The following is a 15,190-nucleotide window of genomic DNA, read 5'->3' as shown; positions in this document are numbered from 1 at the left end:
ACCTCTCCTTAGCGTTCGTGGTCACGCATGATGCTGGCAGTCCGCGCGACCGAGGGCAATGCCGGGAAATCCCCGGCCGCCACCGGCAGGCGCAGCTGCCAGTTCGGATATTCGCCGACCGTGCCGGGCAGGTTCGGCTGGTCGGCCATGTCGAGCAGCAGTTCGGCCTGCACCGCCACCAGCCGCGACGGCGTGCGGGCCAGAAAGCCGTGCAGCACATCGACGCCGGGATCGGGCAGGAGCCGGTCGAAGGCGGCAACCTCCTCGGCGCGTTCGCTGTGCTGGGTGGCGGTATCCTGGCCGGAGATGCGGCCGCGGGCCGTTATATCGGCGCCCTGCCGCCAGCCGCGCCACGTCGGCAGGTCATGGGTCGAAAAGCTGGCGATGGCGCCGCGGTCATAGGCTTCGGCAGGGCGAAAGACCGGCGGATGCCAGCCGTCGCGCTCGAACATCGCGACGCGGCAGCCGAGGATGCCCGAGGCGGCCAGCGCATCGCGCAGCCCCTCGGGGATATTGCCCAGATCCTCGCCGACGATGACGGCATCGCCTGCACGCGCGGCCTCGATCCGGGCCACGGCCAGCATGGCGTCGCGCGGCATGGCGACATAGGCGCCGGGTGCCGCATCGGGCACCCAGAAGGCGCGCTCGAAGCCCAGGATGTGGTCGATGCGCAGCACGCCCGCGAATTGCAGCTGGCGGCGCAGGGTTTCGGCCAGCGGCGCATAGGCCTGGGCGCGCAGGCCCAGCGGGTTGAAGGGTGCCAGCGACCAGTTCTGCCCCTCGGGCGCAAAACCGTCGGGCGGCGCGCCAAGCGAGGCGCCAAAGGCGAAGCTGGCGCGATCCTCCCATGTCTCGGCACCGAAGGGATGGGTGCCCACGGCGAGGTCGAGATAGAGCCCATGCGCCATGCCTCCGTCGCGCGCCGCCTGCCCGGCCGCCGCCAGCGCCCGTTCGGCCCGCCATTGCAGCCAGGCATGAAAGCGCATCTCGCCGGCCAGTTCCGCGCGCGCGGCAAGGGCGGCGAGCGTGTCGGGCGAGGCAAGCGTCGCCGGCCAATCGCTCCAGAAGGCGCCCAGCCGAACCGACAGCGCCTGATGCAGGGCAAAGCGCTGCAGGCCCTCGCCCTCGGCCGCCTGCCAGGCGTCAAAGGCCGGATCGCCCGGAAAGGCGTCGTATTCCGCGCGCAACGCCGCCATGCGGGCCGGGATGTCGCGGGCGTAATCGACACGCGGGCCGGGGGTGCCCGCGCCGCCGGGCAGGTGGATCACGTTCAGCCGCCGGCGATGCGACGGGGTGTAGGGGCTGAAGAGATGCGGCACGGTCGGGAAGCCGGCATGGACCGGGTTCATGCCCAGGAAAGCCGCGCCCTGCCCGCCCATGCCCCGCGCCAGCACCGCAAGGTCGGCATAGCTGCCGATCCCCGCCTGCGAGATGCCGTAAAGCGGCGCGATCAGCCCCCAGCACCGCGCCGGCTCGGGCAGGCGCGGCGGCGCGGCAAGCAGCGTATAGTCCCGGCCCCCGGCCTGCAAACGGTGGATGCCCAGCGGCAGCGCGGGCAGCGGGCCGCGGCCCTCCTGTTGGGCGCCATTCTCGAACGTCACCTGCCAGTCGCCGACGGCCAGGTCGGGGCGGGAACCGGCGGCGCAGATCACGTCCCGCGGCAGGCGGTCGGCGTGAGCCTCCAGCGCCGCCTGCGCCTCGGCCGCGGTGGGCACGGCAAGCCCCATGGCGGCAAGCAGCGCCGCGGCGGTCTCGACCGAGGTCTCGCGCCATTGCCCGGCAAGGTCGTGAAAGCCCGGCAGCACGCCCATCCGTTCCGCCAGGATCAGGCGCGGATCAGTCACGGTCGCGCTCCAGATCGAAGGCGAGGACGGACTGGCCGTCCACCGCCAGCCGGTCGCCCTCGATCACATGCGGGGCCAGATCGGGGCGGCTGGTGTCCAGGTGCAGCCGCCAGCGCCAGCCCTCGGGGCGTTCGGGCAGCACCACCTCCAGCGGGTCGCCGTTGTTGAAGACCAGAAACAGCGCCTCCTCGCGCTGCGCATAATCGGGGGTGCCGGCGGCCATGCGCAGCTCGGCGCAAAGCACGCGCAGCTCGGGATTGCCCCAGTCGGCCGGGGTCATCTCCTCTCCGTCCGGGCGCAGCCAGAACAGGTCGGGCAGCCCGTCGGTCAGGCGCGGGCGCGAATGCAGAAAGCGTTTCTGCCGCAGGATCGGATGGGCGCGGCGAAAGGCGATGAGCCTGCGGGTAAAGTCCAGAAACGCAGGATCGGCGCCGTCCCACTGCACCCAGCCGATCTGGTTGTCCTGGCAATAGGCGTTGTTGTTGCCGGCCTGCGAATTGCCCAGCTCGTCCCCGGCCAGCAGCATCGGCGTGCCCTGCGACAAAAGCAGCGTCGCCAGCAGGTTGCGGCGCCGGCGCGCGCGGGCGTCAAGGATGGCGGGATCGTCGCTGGGCCCCTCGACACCCATGTTGTCCGAGAAATTCTCGGAATGGCCGTCGCGATTCTGTTCCCCATTGGCGGCGTTGTGCTTTTCGCCGTAGCTGACCACATCCATCAGCGTAAAGCCGTCATGCGCGGTTAGGAAGTTCACCGACGAGGTGGCGGGCCGGCCTGAATGGTCGAACTGCCGGGCCGAGCCGGCCATGCGGTCGGCAAGCTCGGGCACCTGCCGCGCGTCGCCGCGCCAGAAGCGGCGGATGCCGTCGCGATACTTGTCGTTCCACTCCAGGAAGGGCGGCGGGAAGCCCCCGACCTGATAGCCGCCGGGTCCGATGTCCCAGGGCTCGGCGATCAGCTTGGCCCGCGTCAGCACCGGGTCCTGCCGGATCGCATCGAAGAATGAGGCGCTGCGGTCGAAACCGCCGCGCACCCGCCGCCCCAGCGCCGTGCAAAGATCGAAGCGAAAGCCGTCCACATGCATCACCTCGACCCAATAGCGCAGGCTGTCCATGACCATGCGCAGCACCATGGGGTGATTGACGTTCAGCGTGTTGCCGGTGCCGGTGTCGTCGACGTAATGGCGGGGATTTTCCTGCAGGCGGTAATAGCTGCGGTTGTCGAGGCCGCGAAAGGACAGCGTCGGGCCAAGCTCGTTGCCCTCGCCGGTGTGGTTGTAGACCACGTCCATGATGACCTCGATCCCGGCAGCGTGCATGCGGGCGACCATGTGCTGGAACTCGGCGATCTGATCCTTGGCCAGATAGCGCGGGTCAGGGGCGAAAAAGCCCAGCGTCTGGTAGCCCCAATAGTTCACCAACCCCTTTTCCAGCAGGAAACGGTCGTTCAGGAAGGCCTGCGCCGGCAGCAGCTCCAGCGCGGTGACGCCCAGGGATTGCAGGTGTTCCAGGACCGGGTCCGAGGCGAGGCCCAGAAAGCTGCCGCGATGGGGCACGTCGGGATGCAGCTGGGTCAGGCCCTTGACATGGGCCTCGTAGATCACCGTCTCGGCGATGTCGCGGCGCGGCGGCTGGTCGGCGCCCCAGGCGAAGGACGGATCCTCGACCACAGAGCGCGGCATGAAGCGCGCGCTGTCGCGGCGGTCGAAGCTGAGATCGGCGTCGGGCGAGCCGACGGCATAGCCCATCAGCGCGTCGTGCCAGACCGGATGCCGGGTCAGCCGCTTGGCATAGGGATCGATGAGCAGCTTGTGATAATTGAAGCGGTGCCCCTCGGCCGGCGCATAGGGGCCGTCGGCGCGCAGCCCGTAAAGCTGGCCGGGGCGCAGGCCGGGGACATAGCCGTGCCAGACATCGCCGTCGCGTTCCGGCAGGTCCAGCCGGTGCGTCTCGGTCCGGCCGTCGGGCGAGAACAGGCACAGCGTCACCCGCCGCGCATGTTCGGAAAACACGGCGAAGTTCACGCCATCGCCATCGAAAGTGGCGCCCAGCGGTTCCGCCCGGCCCTCGAAGATACGCAGCCCGGTCATCAGGCGGCCATCGCCTCGAACAGCTCGGCATAGGCGCGCGCCGAGGCGTCCCAGCCGACCGGGTGGGCCATGGCATTGTCCATCATGCGTTGCCACGCCGCCGGCTGATGCCAGAGCGCGCAAAGCCGGGTCAGCGCGCGGGACAGCGTCCGCGCATCGACCGGATGGAACTGCACCCCGGTCGCCACCCCGGCGGCCAGCCCCGCCACCGACGCGTTGATGACCGTGTCGGCCAGCCCGCCGGTCAGCGCCACCAGCGGCAGCGTGCCAAAGCGCAACCCGTAAAGCTGCGTCAGCCCGCAGGGCTCGAAGCGCGAGGGCACGAGGATGGCGTCGCCGCCGGCGATCATGCGCCGCGACAGCGCCTCGTCATAGCCCAGCCGCAAGGCAACGCCGGCATGGCGGGCGGCGGCCTTGGCGAAAGCCGCCTCAAGCCCAGGGTCGCCCGAGCCCAGCACCGCCAGCTGGCCGCCGTTTTCCAGAAGCGCCGGCAGCGCCTCGATCAACAGGTCCAGCCCCTTCTGCCCGGTCAGCCGCGAGACCACCACGCAAAGCGGCCCGTCCGCCTCGGGCAGTCCGAATTCCTTGCGCAGCGCCGCGCGATGGGGCGCCTTGCCCTGGGGCGTGGCATAGGGCGGCTTCCAGGCGTCCAGGTCGATGCCGTTCAGGATGCCGGTGAAATCGCCGGCGCGGTCGGCCAGCACGCCCTCCATCCCCATGCCGAATTCGGGGGTCATCAGCTCTTCGGCATAGGTCGGGCTGACGGTCGAGACCTTGTCGGCAAAGACGATCCCCGCCTTCAGCGCCGAGATCCGGCCCCAATATTCGAAACCGCTCGGGTTGAAGAGATGCGCCGGCAATTGCAACGCCGAAAGCATATGCGCCGGGGCCAGCCCCTGAAAGGCGATGTTGTGGATGGTCAGCAGCGTCCTGACGTCGCGCACCCCCGCCTGGCGCAGATAGATCGGGGTCAGCCCCGCCTGCCAGTCGTGCAGGTGCAGCACCTGCGGGCGCCAGTCCTCGACGCCCTCGGCGGCGATCAGCGCGGCTGCCTTGCAAAGCGCGGCGAAACGCTGCGGATTGTCGGGCCAGTCGCGGCCGTCCGGCCCCAGATAGATGCCGCCCGGCCGGTCGAAAAGATGCGGCGCGTCCAGGATGTAAAGCACCGCCTTTCCCAGCGCACCGCGCCGGATGCAGGCCGGGCCGCCGAACAGATCCGGGATCTCGCGCACCACCGGCGCCTTGGCCGCGGCCTCCAGCACCGCGGGATAGCCGGGCAACAGCACCCGCATCCCGACGCCCTGCCCGGCCAACGCGGCCGGCAGCGCGCCGGCCACATCGGCAAGGCCGCCGGTCTTGACCAGCGGCACGCATTCCGAGGCGACGGACAGAACCCTTGTCATAAAGACGCTTCCCTTCGATCCAGCATGTCCTGCGTGATCAGCGTGACGCCGCCTTCCGAGACGCGGAACCATTTCGCGTCCTCGTCGGGGTCCTCGCCGACGACCAGCCCTTCGGGGATTCTGACGGCGCGGTCAATGACCACATTGGTCAAGCGTGCGTGCCTCGCGACGTTGGCATAGGGCAGCACCACCGCGCGCTCCAGGCTGGAATAGGAATTGGTGTGGACCTGGGTGAACAAGAGCGACTCGCGGATCTCGCTGCCCGAGATGATGCAGCCGCCCGAGATCAGCGAGCTGACGGCGCTGCCGCGGCGGTCCGGCTCGTCATGGATGAACTTCGCGGGCGGGACCAGTTCGGAATAGGTCCAGATCGGCCAGTCGCGATCCCACAGGTTCAGGTCGGGGTTGAAGTCGGTCAGGTCGATATTCGCCCGCCAGAAGGCATCGACCGTGCCCACGTCGCGCCAATAGACCGGATCGCCCGAGGCCCGCACGCAGCTGTCGGCGAAGCGATGCGCCTGCGCCTTGCCGTCCCGCACGATGGCCGGGATCAGGTCGTTGCCGAAATCGTGGCTGGAATTGTCGTCCTGCATGTCGCGGATTAACAGGTCGCGCAGGAAATCCCAGCGGAACACATAGATGCCCATCGAGGCCAGCGTCACATCCGGGTCGTCGGGCGTGCCGGGCGGGTCCTTGGGCTTTTCCAGGAAGCTGGTGATGACGTCCTTGCCGTCCACCGCCATGACCCCGAAGGCCGAGGCCTCGGCCCGCGGCACGGTCAGGCAGCCGATGGTCACGTCCGCGCCCGCCTCGACATGGTGGCGGATCATCAGCTCGTAATCCATCTTGTAGATATGGTCGCCGGCCAGGATCAGGACGTAATCCACGCCGTAGCTGTCGATGATGTCGATGTTCTGCGCCACGGCGTCGGCCGTGCCGCGATACCACATCGACTCGTCGTAGCGCTGGGACGCGGGCAGGATGTCCAGGAATTCGTTGCGCTCGGCCCGAAAGAAGTTCCAGCCGCGCTGGACATGGCGGATCAGGCTGTGGGCCTTGTATTGCGTGGCCAGCGCCATCTTGCGGATGCCCGAGTTCAGCGCGTTCGACAGCGCAAAGTCGATGATCCGCGACTTGCCGCCGAAATAGACCGCCGGCTTGACCCGCTTGTCGGTCAGTTCGCGCAGGCGCGAGCCGCGTCCGCCGGCCAGAATGAAGGCCATGGATCTTCTGGAAAGCCTTTCCTCACGCTGGGCCATCTCTATCCCCTCCCTCTTTACCCGGCGCCTGCGCGCGGGATGGTTACGTCTTGTCGTCCTTGATGAAGATCAGCGTCGAAAGCGGCGGCAGCACCAGTTCCGCATGGGCGGGCTGGCCATGGCTCTCGCCCGGCAGGGCAGAGATACGGCCCAGATTGCCGCGCCCGGCCCCGCCATAGACCTCGGCATCGGTGTTCAGCACCTCGCGCCACAGGCCCGCCTGCGGAAAGCCCATGCGCCAGCCGCTGCGTTCGACCGGGGTGAAGTTGCAGACCACCACCACCTCGGGGTCGCCCGGCCCCCCGCGCCGCACCCAGGCATAGATGGAATGGGCGGCGTCGTTGGCCTCGATCCACTGGAAGCCCGCGCCGTCGCAATCACGCGCGTAAAGCGCGGGCGTGGCGCAATAGATCGCGTTCAGGTCGCGCACCAGCAATTGCATGCCGTAATGCAGCGGGTTGCCGATGCAGGCCCAGTCGATCTCGGCGTCGTGGTTCCATTCCGAGCCTTGGGCGAATTCCTGGCCCATGAACAACAGCTTCTTGCCCGGATGGCCCCACATGAAGCCGTAATAAGCGCGCAGGTTGGCGAATTTCTCCCATTCGCTGCCCGGCATCTTGGCCAGCATCGAGCCCTTGCCGTGCACCACTTCGTCATGGCTGATCGGCAGGATGAAATTCTCGGAAAAGGCGTAATGCAGGCCGAAGGTCATCTGGTGGTGATGATGCTTGCGATGGATCGGCTCGCGCCGGATATAGTCCAGCGTGTCGTTCATCCAGCCCATGTTCCACTTGAAGCCAAAGCCCAGGCCGCCTTCGTGCACCGGCCGCGAGACCCTGGGATATGAGGTCGATTCCTCGGCCACCGTCATGATGCCCGGCTCCTCGCCATAGGTCAGGCGGTTCATCTCCTGCAGCATGGCGATGGCTTCGTAATTCTCGCGCCCGCCGTCCTTGTTCGGCACCCATTGCCCCTCGGCGCGGGAATAGTCGCGGTAGAGCATCGACGCCACCGCATCCACCCGCAGCCCGTCGACGTGATATTCCCTGAGCCAATAAAGCGCGTTCGAGGTCAGGTAGTTCATCACCTCGCTGCGGCCGTAATTGTAGATCAGGGTATTCCAGTCCTGATGAAAGCCCTCGCGCGGGTCGGCGTGTTCGTAAAGCGCGGTGCCGTCGAACTGCACCAGCCCGTGCGGATCGGTCGGAAAATGCCCCGGCACCCAGTCCAGGATCACCCCCAGCCCCGCCTTGTGCGCGGCATTCACCAGGTCGCGGAACTCGTGCGGCGGGCCAAAGCGGATCGTCGGCGCGAACAGCCCGACCGGCTGATAGCCCCAGGAGCCGTCAAAGGGATATTCGCTGATCGGCAGCAGTTCGATATGGGTGAAGCCCATATCCCTGGCATACTCGACCAGTTCCACCGCCGCCTCGCGATACGAGATCGGCCGGCCGCCGTCCTTCCTGCGCCAACTGCCCAGGTGCACCTCGTAGATCGAGATCGGCCGGTCGATGCGCTGCGCCTCGGCCCGCGTGCCCATCCAGCCGCCATCCGACCAGCCATAGCCCGCGATCTCGCACACCACCGAAGCCGTCGCCGGCGGGTGCTGGGCGCCGAAGCCGACCGGATCGGCCTTTTGCGCCAGCCCGCCATAGGCACCGAGGATCTCGTATTTATAGGCCGTGCCCTCGCCCAGATCGGGCATGAAGATCTCCCACACGCCGGTCGCGCCGCGCCTGCGCATGACATGGCGCCGCCCGTCCCAGGCGTTGAAATCCCCGACCAGCGACACGCGGCGGGCATTGGGCGCCCAGACCGCGAAATGCGTGCCGCGCGTGCCCTGATGCTCGATCACATGGGCGCCGAGCGCCTGCCAAAGCCGCTGGTGCCGGCCCTCGCCCAGCAGGTATTCGTCAAGCTCGCCCAGGAACGGGCCGAAGCGATAGGCATCCTCGACCAGCCATTCCTCGCCGTCGCGGCGCCCGCGCAGCAGATAGGGTTCCGCGCCGGGCACCTTGCCGTGGAACAGGCCCGGACAGCCCTCGACCGGGTTCAGCGGATGCGCCTTGCCGCCCACCATGGCCGCCATCTCGATCGCACCGGGGTCGAAGGCGGTGACATGCCGCATGCTGCCCCGCTGATGCGGGCCAAGGACCGCGAAGGGATCGTCGAAGCGTCCCTCGACGATGCGGGCCAGCACCGCGGGATCCGCGACTTCATTCGGGTCGATCTGCGCCATGGTTCCCCCTCCGCGATGGCGTCACTCCTGCCCGAGCAGGCTTTTCGCGTTCCAGATGTCCTGCATGTAGCCGCGGATCGTGCGATCCGACGAGAACCAGCCCGAGCGCGCCACGTTCAGCGCCGCCATCCGCGCCCAGCCGTCGCGGTCGGCATAGGCGAAATCGACCTCGCGCTGCGCCCGCCAGTAATCGGCGAAATCCGAGGCGACGAGGAAGTAATCCGCCCCCGTCAGGTTCTCGACGATATTCGCATAGCGGTCCGGCTCGCCTGGGCTGAAGATGCCGCTGCGGATCGCCTCGATGGCGCGCTTGAGCCGCGGATCGCCAGCGACCGCCCTGGCGGCATGGTCGGGAACGGCGCGACGGGCCTCGGCCTCCTCGGCGGTCAGGCCGAACAGGAAGAAGTTCTCGGGCCCCACCAGCTCGCGGATCTCGACATTGGCGCCGTCCAGCGTGCCGATGGTCGGCGCACCGTTCAGCGCGAACTTCATGTTGCCGGTGCCCGACGCCTCCTTGCCGGCCGTCGAGATCTGCTCGGACAGGTCGGCGGCGGGGATCAGCCGCTCGGCCAGCGTCACGTTGTAATTCGGCAGATAGACGACCTGCAGCTTTTCGTTCGTCGCCGCGTCGGCATTGATGACGCCGGCCACGTCGTTGATCAGCCGGATGATGTCCTTGGCGAAGAAATAGCCCGGCGCCGCCTTGCCGCCAAAGATCTTGACCCGCGCCGTCCAGTCGGCGGACGGGTTCTCGCGCATCTCCTGCCACAGCGCGATGGCCTCCAGGATGTTCAGGTGCTGGCGCTTGTATTCGTGGATGCGCTTGATCTGCACGTCGAACAGCGCCTGCGGATTCAGCGTCAGGCCATGTTCGCGGCGGGCCCAGTCGCTCAGATCGGCCTTGTTCGCGGCCTTCACGGCGGCGAACTGCTCCAGCCAGCCGGCATCGGCGGCATGGGGCTCCAGCGCCTGCAACTGCTCCAGATCGCCCACCCAGCCGTCGCCGATGGTCTGGGTGATCAGCCGCGACAGGCGCGGGTTGCAACCATGCAGCCAGCGGCGCGGGGTGACGCCGTTGGTCTGGTTCACGATGCGATCGGGCCAGATGCGATGCTGGTCGGCGAAAACCGTGGTCTTCATCAGCCCGGTATGAAGCGCCGAGACGCCGTTGACGCGGTTCGACAGGATGAAGGACAGCTCGCCCATCCTGACCCGCCTCTCGCCCCGCGCCGCGTTCCGGCGGTCGGGATGGGCCTTGGCGTCCTCGGCATCGATGCGGTCGATGATCTGCAGATGGCGCGGCAGCAACTCGCCGAAAAGCCCCTCGCCCCAGCTTTCCAGCGCCTCGGGCAAGAGCGTGTGGTTGGTGTAGTTCACGCAGGCCCGGGTGATCGCCAGCGCCTCGTCGAAGGGCAGGCCGCGCTCGTCATGCAGGATGCGCAGCAATTCCGGCCCGGCGATGGCCGGATGGGTGTCGTTGAGCTGGATCGCCACCTTTTGCGGCAAGAGGCGCAGGTCGGCGTGATCGGCCTCGAACCGGCGCAGCATGTCGCGGATCGACGCGGCCGAGAAGAAATATTCCTGCGTCAGCCGCAGCCGCTTGCCGGCTTCGGTCGAATCCTCGGGATAAAGCACGCGCGAGATGGTGCGGGCCAGCGCCTCGGCCTCGGCGGCCGCCGTGAAGTCGCCGGCGTTGAAGCGGCCGAGGTCGAAGGGGTCGACCGCCCGCCCGGCCCAGAGCCGCAGCGTGTTGGCCCAGGCTCCCCGCCAGCCGATGACCGGGACGTCATAGGCTTCGGATTGCACGAAGTTCTCGGGCTCCCAGACCGGCTTGCCGTCGCGGGTGACGACGCGGCCGCCGAAACCCAGGGTAAAACGCGCCTCGGGGCGCTCGAACTGCCAGACATAGGGCTGCGCGAGCCAGTCCTCGGGCGCCTCCATCTGCCGGCCCTCGGCAAAGCTCTGGCGAAACAGCCCGTGCTCGTAGCGGATGCCGTAGCCATAGGCCGGGCAGCCCAGCGTGGCCAGCGATTCCATGAAACAGGCCGCCAGCCGCCCCAGCCCGCCATTGCCCAGCGCCGCGTCGGGCTCGTCCAGCAGCAGGTCGCGGTAATCGAGGCCGAAGCTCTCGATCGCCGCCTGCGCCTGGTCGGCCAGTTGCAGGTTGACGATATTGTCCTGAAGCAGCCGGCCGATCAGGAATTCCATCGACAGGTAATAGACCCGCTTGGCATCGGCGCGATAGGTGGCGCGGGTGGATGCCATCCAGCGATCCACGATGCGGTCGCGCACCGCATGGCTCAGCGCCAGCCGCCAGTCGAAGACCTGCGCATGATCCGGGTCCTTGCCCAGCGTATAGGTCAGGTGCCACAGGATTGCATCGCGGAAATCGCTCTTGGGCATCTCGTCCTTGGCCATTCGTTCCCCTGTCCAGTCATCGCGCCCGCAAGGAAATCCGGGCCGTTTCCCCGACTCTGCTTAAAGCACGACAGACCGCAAGCCATGCAAGGAAAAATGTTAGCGATAACTGCTTTTCGGCGGAACGTGGCGGAAACGCCCGGTATCGGCCGGGCATTGGCGATCCGGGCCGCAGCCGGTCATTTTCGAGATACGCGGTTCAGTGACCTGAGTAAGTTCGGGATTTCCGCAGCGACGCGATTTTGGTCAGAAATCCAGACCCAGATCCAGCGTGCGCGCCGAATGGGTCAGCGCGCCGACCGAGATGTAGTCCACCCCCGTCGCCGCCACCTCGGCCACACGGGCGAGTCGCATGTTGCCCGAGGCTTCCAGCACCACGCGGCCCGCGGTCATGGCGACCGCCTCGCGCAACTCCGCCGTCTGCATGTTGTCCAGCAGCACGACATCGGCGCCGCCCTCCTCCAGCACCTCGGCAAGCTGGTCCAGCCGGTCCACCTCGATCTCGACCCGCATCATGTGCGAGGCGCGGGCCTTGATCGCCTGCAGGACCGGCCGGATGCCGCCCGCCGCCGCGATGTGGTTGTCCTTGACCAGGATCGCGTCCGACAGGCCGAAGCGGTGGTTGAAGCCGCCGCCATGCAGGACCGCCTGCTTCTCGACCAGCCGCAGCCCCGGCGTGGTCTTGCGGGTGCAGGTGATGCGCGCCTTCGTGCCCGCCGTCTCGGCCACGAATGCCGCCGTCTGCGTGGCGATGCCGGACAGCCGGCCGGCAAAGTTCAGCGCCACCCGCTCGGCCGAGAGGATCGAGGCCGCCTCGCCCTCGATCTCGGCCAGGGTGTCGCCGGGCTGGAAGCGGCTGCCGTCGGGATGGAGCGGCCGCCATGCGAGGCCCGGGTCGATCAGGCGAAAGGCGATGCCCGCCAGTTGCATCCCCGAGGCCACGCCCGCCTCGCGCGCCACGATCCGCGCCCGATAGCGGGTGCCGGCCGGGATCACCGTGCGCGTGGTGATGTCGCCATAGGTGCCCAGATCCTCGGTCAGCGCGGCGCGCAGCAGCGGCTCCAGGATCATCTCGGGCAGCGGGGGCATCTCGGTCATGTCGTCTCCGGTTCAAGCGAGGCGCGCAGGGCCAGCGCATCGGCCAGCCGCAGGCGCGAGCGGCGACCCTCGGGCGCGGTCTGCGGGAAGTCGGTGCGGCAATGCGCGCCGCGGCTTTCCTGCCGCATCAGCGCCGCGGCGGCGATCAGCGTGGCGGTGGCGGTCATGTTCATGAGCGCCGGGCAATCGGGCTGCGCCGCCTCGATGGTCCCGATCTCGCGCAGGCAGCGGCTCAGGCCCCCGGCATCGCGCAAAACCCCCGCGCCCTCGGTCATGGCGCGGCGCAGGCGGGCGACCAGCGCCGGGTCGGGCACGGGGCCGGGCGGCAGATCGGGCAGCAGGATTTCGGGCGCGTCCTGCGCCGGGCCCAGCAGCGCCTCGATGGAGAGCGCGCAGCGGCGGGCAAAGACCAGCGCCTCAAGAAGCCCGTTCGAGGCCAGCCGGTTCGCACCATGCAGCCCGGTCGAGCTGGCCTCGCCGCAGACCCAAAGCCGGTCGAGGCTGGCCCGCCCCTCGGCGTCCACCGCCACGCCGCCCATGTGGTAATGCGCGGCGGCGGCCACCGGGATCGGCTCGCGGGTGGGGTCGATCCCCGCGCGCGAGCACGCCCCCGCGACGGCCGGGAACTCGGTCACGATGCGGTCGCCCAGGCAGCCGCGGGTGTCCAGCATCGGCCGCAAGCCCGCCTGCGTCTGGGCATAGATCGCACGCGCCACCACGTCGCGCGGCGCAAGCTCGGCATCGGGATGCACCGCCAGCATGAAGCGCTCGCCCAGCCGGTTGACCAGATGCGCGCCCTCGCCGCGCAGCGCCTCGGTGGCCAGCGGCGCCGGGTCTTCGCCGCAACCGATGGCGGTGGGGTGGAACTGCACGAATTCCGCATCGCCGATCTCGGCCCCGGCCCGCGCCGCCATGCCGATCACCTGGCCGCGGATGCGCGGCGGATTGGTGGTCAGCGCGTAAAGCCCGCCCGAGCCGCCGCCCGCCAGCAGCACCGCCGGCGCGCGGATCAGGAAGGGCGCCGAGCCCTGCGGACCGGAAAGCGTGACCTCGACCCCCGCGACCACGCCCTCCTCGACGCGCAGGCCGGTGGCCATGACGCCCTCCAGCACCTGGACCGAGGGCGTCTCTCGCACGCAGGCGACCAGCGCCCGCATGATCTCGGCCCCGGCCTGGTCGCCCTGCACCCGCACGACGCGGGCAAAGCTGTGCGCCGCCTCGCGCGACAGCACATAGCCGCCGTCGGGCTTGCGGTCGAAGGGGGTGCCGAGCCGGGTCAGGTCCAGGATATGCGCCCGCGCCTCGTCCGTGACCAGCGCCGCGACGGCGGGATCGACGGTGCCGGCGCCGGCAAGCAGCGTGTCGCGGGCATGCGCCTGCGCACTGTCGGCCGGGTCCATGGCCGCCGCCACCCCGCCCTGCGCCCAGGCCGAGCTTGCGCCCTGCCCCAGCACCTCGGGCGAGATCATCAGCACCGGGCGCGGCGCCAGTTTCAGCGCCGCGTAAAGCGCGCCCAGCCCCGCGCCGACGATGATGACGCGGGGCGTCGAGGTTTCGCGCATCCGTCAGGCCGCCAGGCGTTGCGACAGGTCGATCATGCGCTGCACCGCCCGCCGGGCGCGGTCCGCGACCTGCGGATCGACCTCGACCGCGCCGGTCATGGTGTGCAGCGACCACAGCACCTTTTCCAGCGTGATCTTCTGCATATAGGGGCACATGTTGCAGGGGCCGAGGAACTCGACCTCGGGATTGGCGTCCGAGATGTTCGAGGCCATCGAGCATTCCGTGACCAGCATCACCTGCCTGGGCCGCTCCGTCTCGACCCAGCCCTGGATATTGGCGGTCGAACCGGCGTAATCGGCCTCGGCCACCACGTCGGGCGGGCATTCGGGATGGGCGATGATCTTAAGCCCCGGGTTCCAGTCGCGGAAATCGCGCAGATCCTGCGCCGTGAACTGCTCATGCACGATGCAGGCGCCGTCCCACCAGACGATGCGCTTTTGCGGCACCTTGTTCGCGACGTTCTGCGCCAGCCATTTGTCGGGCGTCATGATGATCGTGTCGCCTTCCAGCGCCGCGACGATCTGCGCCGCATTGGCAGAGGTGCAGCAGATGTCGGACGCGGCCTTCACCTCGGCGGTGGTGTTGACGTAGCTGACCACCGGCGCGCCGGGATAACGCGCCCGCATCTCGGCGATGCCCTCGGCGGTGATGCTTTCGGCCAGCGAGCAGCCGGCCTCCATGTCGGGCATCAGCACCGTTTTCCGCGGATTCAGGATCTTCGAGGTCTCGGCCATGAAATGCACGCCGCATTGCACGATCACCTCGGCCTCGACCTTGGTCGCGGCGATGGCCAGCGCCAGGCTGTCCCCCACCACGTCCGAGATGCCGTGATAGATCTGCGGCGTCATGTAGTTATGCGCCAGCACCACGGCATTGCGCTCTTTCTTGAGCTTGTTGATCGCGGCGACATAGGGGGCATGGATCGCCCAGTCGGGCCAGGGCATGACGCGGCCCATCCGGGCATGGATATCGGCCATGCGCTCGGCCAGCTCGAGCGAGGGCTCGAGATCGTAATGCGAGCCGAGCTCGCTGCGGATGGTCGTCAGATCGAGCATTTGGTCCCCCCACTCTGCCCGCGTCGCAGTCACCCCGGATATAGTGCGCCCGGCCCCCGATACCAGAACTGCCGGGGTCTGTGAGTCGCGGTTCCTAACCGATGGATGACGCTCGGGCAACGCAAATGCTACAGTGCAGCGACCGGGGACCGGCACCTGCCGCCATCCGCGCAAAAGGATGTAGTGGCGCCCGCGACGTCTGGACCTCCTGCCCTCCTGCGATAA

9 protein-coding genes are annotated in these 15,190 nt (G+C 68.5%); all 9 read right to left on the bottom strand.

The window, feature by feature from the left end; translation table 11 throughout:
* Window positions 1-8 precede the first annotated feature (8 nt).
* Window positions 9-1,811: a 4-alpha-glucanotransferase gene (locus QPR87_RS10280; protein ID WP_502921604.1), complete on the bottom strand. Its 1,803-nt coding sequence runs from the start codon at window positions 1,809-1,811 to the stop codon at window positions 9-11.
* Window positions 1,812-1,836: 25 nt separating this feature from the next.
* Complete coding sequence (gene glgX, locus QPR87_RS10275; RefSeq protein ID WP_285049503.1) at window positions 1,837-3,930, bottom strand: glycogen debranching protein GlgX; 2,094 nt, start codon at window positions 3,928-3,930, stop codon at window positions 1,837-1,839.
* Complete coding sequence (gene glgA / locus QPR87_RS10270; RefSeq protein ID WP_285049502.1) at window positions 3,930-5,333, bottom strand: glycogen synthase GlgA; 1,404 nt, start codon at window positions 5,331-5,333, stop codon at window positions 3,930-3,932. The genes glgX and glgA overlap by 1 nt, the downstream gene beginning before the upstream one ends.
* On the bottom strand, window positions 5,330-6,592 hold the full coding sequence (gene glgC, locus QPR87_RS10265) for a glucose-1-phosphate adenylyltransferase (protein WP_104492773.1): 1,263 nt from the start codon (window positions 6,590-6,592) through the stop codon (window positions 5,330-5,332). The genes glgA and glgC overlap by 4 nt, the downstream gene beginning before the upstream one ends.
* Before the next feature lie 43 nt (window positions 6,593-6,635).
* Entirely contained in the window at window positions 6,636-8,831 is a 2,196-nt protein-coding gene (glgB, locus tag QPR87_RS10260) for a 1,4-alpha-glucan branching protein GlgB (RefSeq protein ID WP_285049500.1), read from the bottom strand.
* Window positions 8,832-8,852: 21 nt separating this feature from the next.
* Window positions 8,853-11,249, bottom strand: a complete 2,397-nt coding sequence (locus QPR87_RS10255) for a glycogen/starch/alpha-glucan phosphorylase (protein ID WP_285049498.1) — start codon at window positions 11,247-11,249, stop codon at window positions 8,853-8,855.
* 246 nt (window positions 11,250-11,495) lie between these two features.
* Window positions 11,496-12,347: a carboxylating nicotinate-nucleotide diphosphorylase gene (gene nadC, locus QPR87_RS10250; RefSeq protein ID WP_011750656.1), complete on the bottom strand. Its 852-nt coding sequence runs from the start codon at window positions 12,345-12,347 to the stop codon at window positions 11,496-11,498.
* The gene (locus QPR87_RS10245) at window positions 12,344-13,909 is read right to left on the bottom strand and encodes an L-aspartate oxidase (RefSeq protein WP_285049496.1); all 1,566 of its coding nucleotides are present in this window, start codon (window positions 13,907-13,909) and stop codon (window positions 12,344-12,346) included. The genes nadC and QPR87_RS10245 overlap by 4 nt, the downstream gene beginning before the upstream one ends.
* A gap of 3 nt (window positions 13,910-13,912) precedes the next feature.
* Window positions 13,913-14,965, bottom strand: coding sequence for a quinolinate synthase NadA (nadA, locus tag QPR87_RS10240; protein WP_285049494.1), 1,053 nt, complete (start codon window positions 14,963-14,965; stop codon window positions 13,913-13,915).
* Window positions 14,966-15,190 lie beyond the last annotated feature (225 nt).

The sequence above is a fragment of the Paracoccus sp. SSJ genome, from assembly GCF_030234105.1.
GTDB lineage: Bacteria > Pseudomonadota > Alphaproteobacteria > Rhodobacterales > Rhodobacteraceae > Paracoccus > Paracoccus denitrificans.
Note: the sequence above shows the minus strand (reverse complement) of the source record. Positions and strands in the feature narration are given on the sequence as shown.

Excerpts from the sequence above, each read along its gene's own strand:
- QPR87_RS10280 (WP_502921604.1), bottom strand. The coding sequence starts at position 1,811 with ATGGGCGTGCTGCCGGGCTTTCACGACCTTGCCGGGCAATGGCGCGAG.
- glgX (WP_285049503.1), bottom strand. The coding sequence starts at position 3,930 with ATGACCGGGCTGCGTATCTTCGAGGGCCGGGCGGAACCGCTGGGCGCC.
- glgA (WP_285049502.1), bottom strand. The coding sequence starts at position 5,333 with ATGACAAGGGTTCTGTCCGTCGCCTCGGAATGCGTGCCGCTGGTCAAG.
- glgC (WP_104492773.1), bottom strand. The coding sequence starts at position 6,592 with ATGGCCCAGCGTGAGGAAAGGCTTTCCAGAAGATCCATGGCCTTCATT.
- glgB (WP_285049500.1), bottom strand. The coding sequence starts at position 8,831 with ATGGCGCAGATCGACCCGAATGAAGTCGCGGATCCCGCGGTGCTGGCC.
- QPR87_RS10255 (WP_285049498.1), bottom strand. The coding sequence starts at position 11,249 with ATGGCCAAGGACGAGATGCCCAAGAGCGATTTCCGCGATGCAATCCTG.
- nadC (WP_011750656.1), bottom strand. The coding sequence starts at position 12,347 with ATGACCGAGATGCCCCCGCTGCCCGAGATGATCCTGGAGCCGCTGCTG.
- QPR87_RS10245 (WP_285049496.1), bottom strand. The coding sequence starts at position 13,909 with ATGCGCGAAACCTCGACGCCCCGCGTCATCATCGTCGGCGCGGGGCTG.
- nadA (WP_285049494.1), bottom strand. The coding sequence starts at position 14,965 with ATGCTCGATCTGACGACCATCCGCAGCGAGCTCGGCTCGCATTACGAT.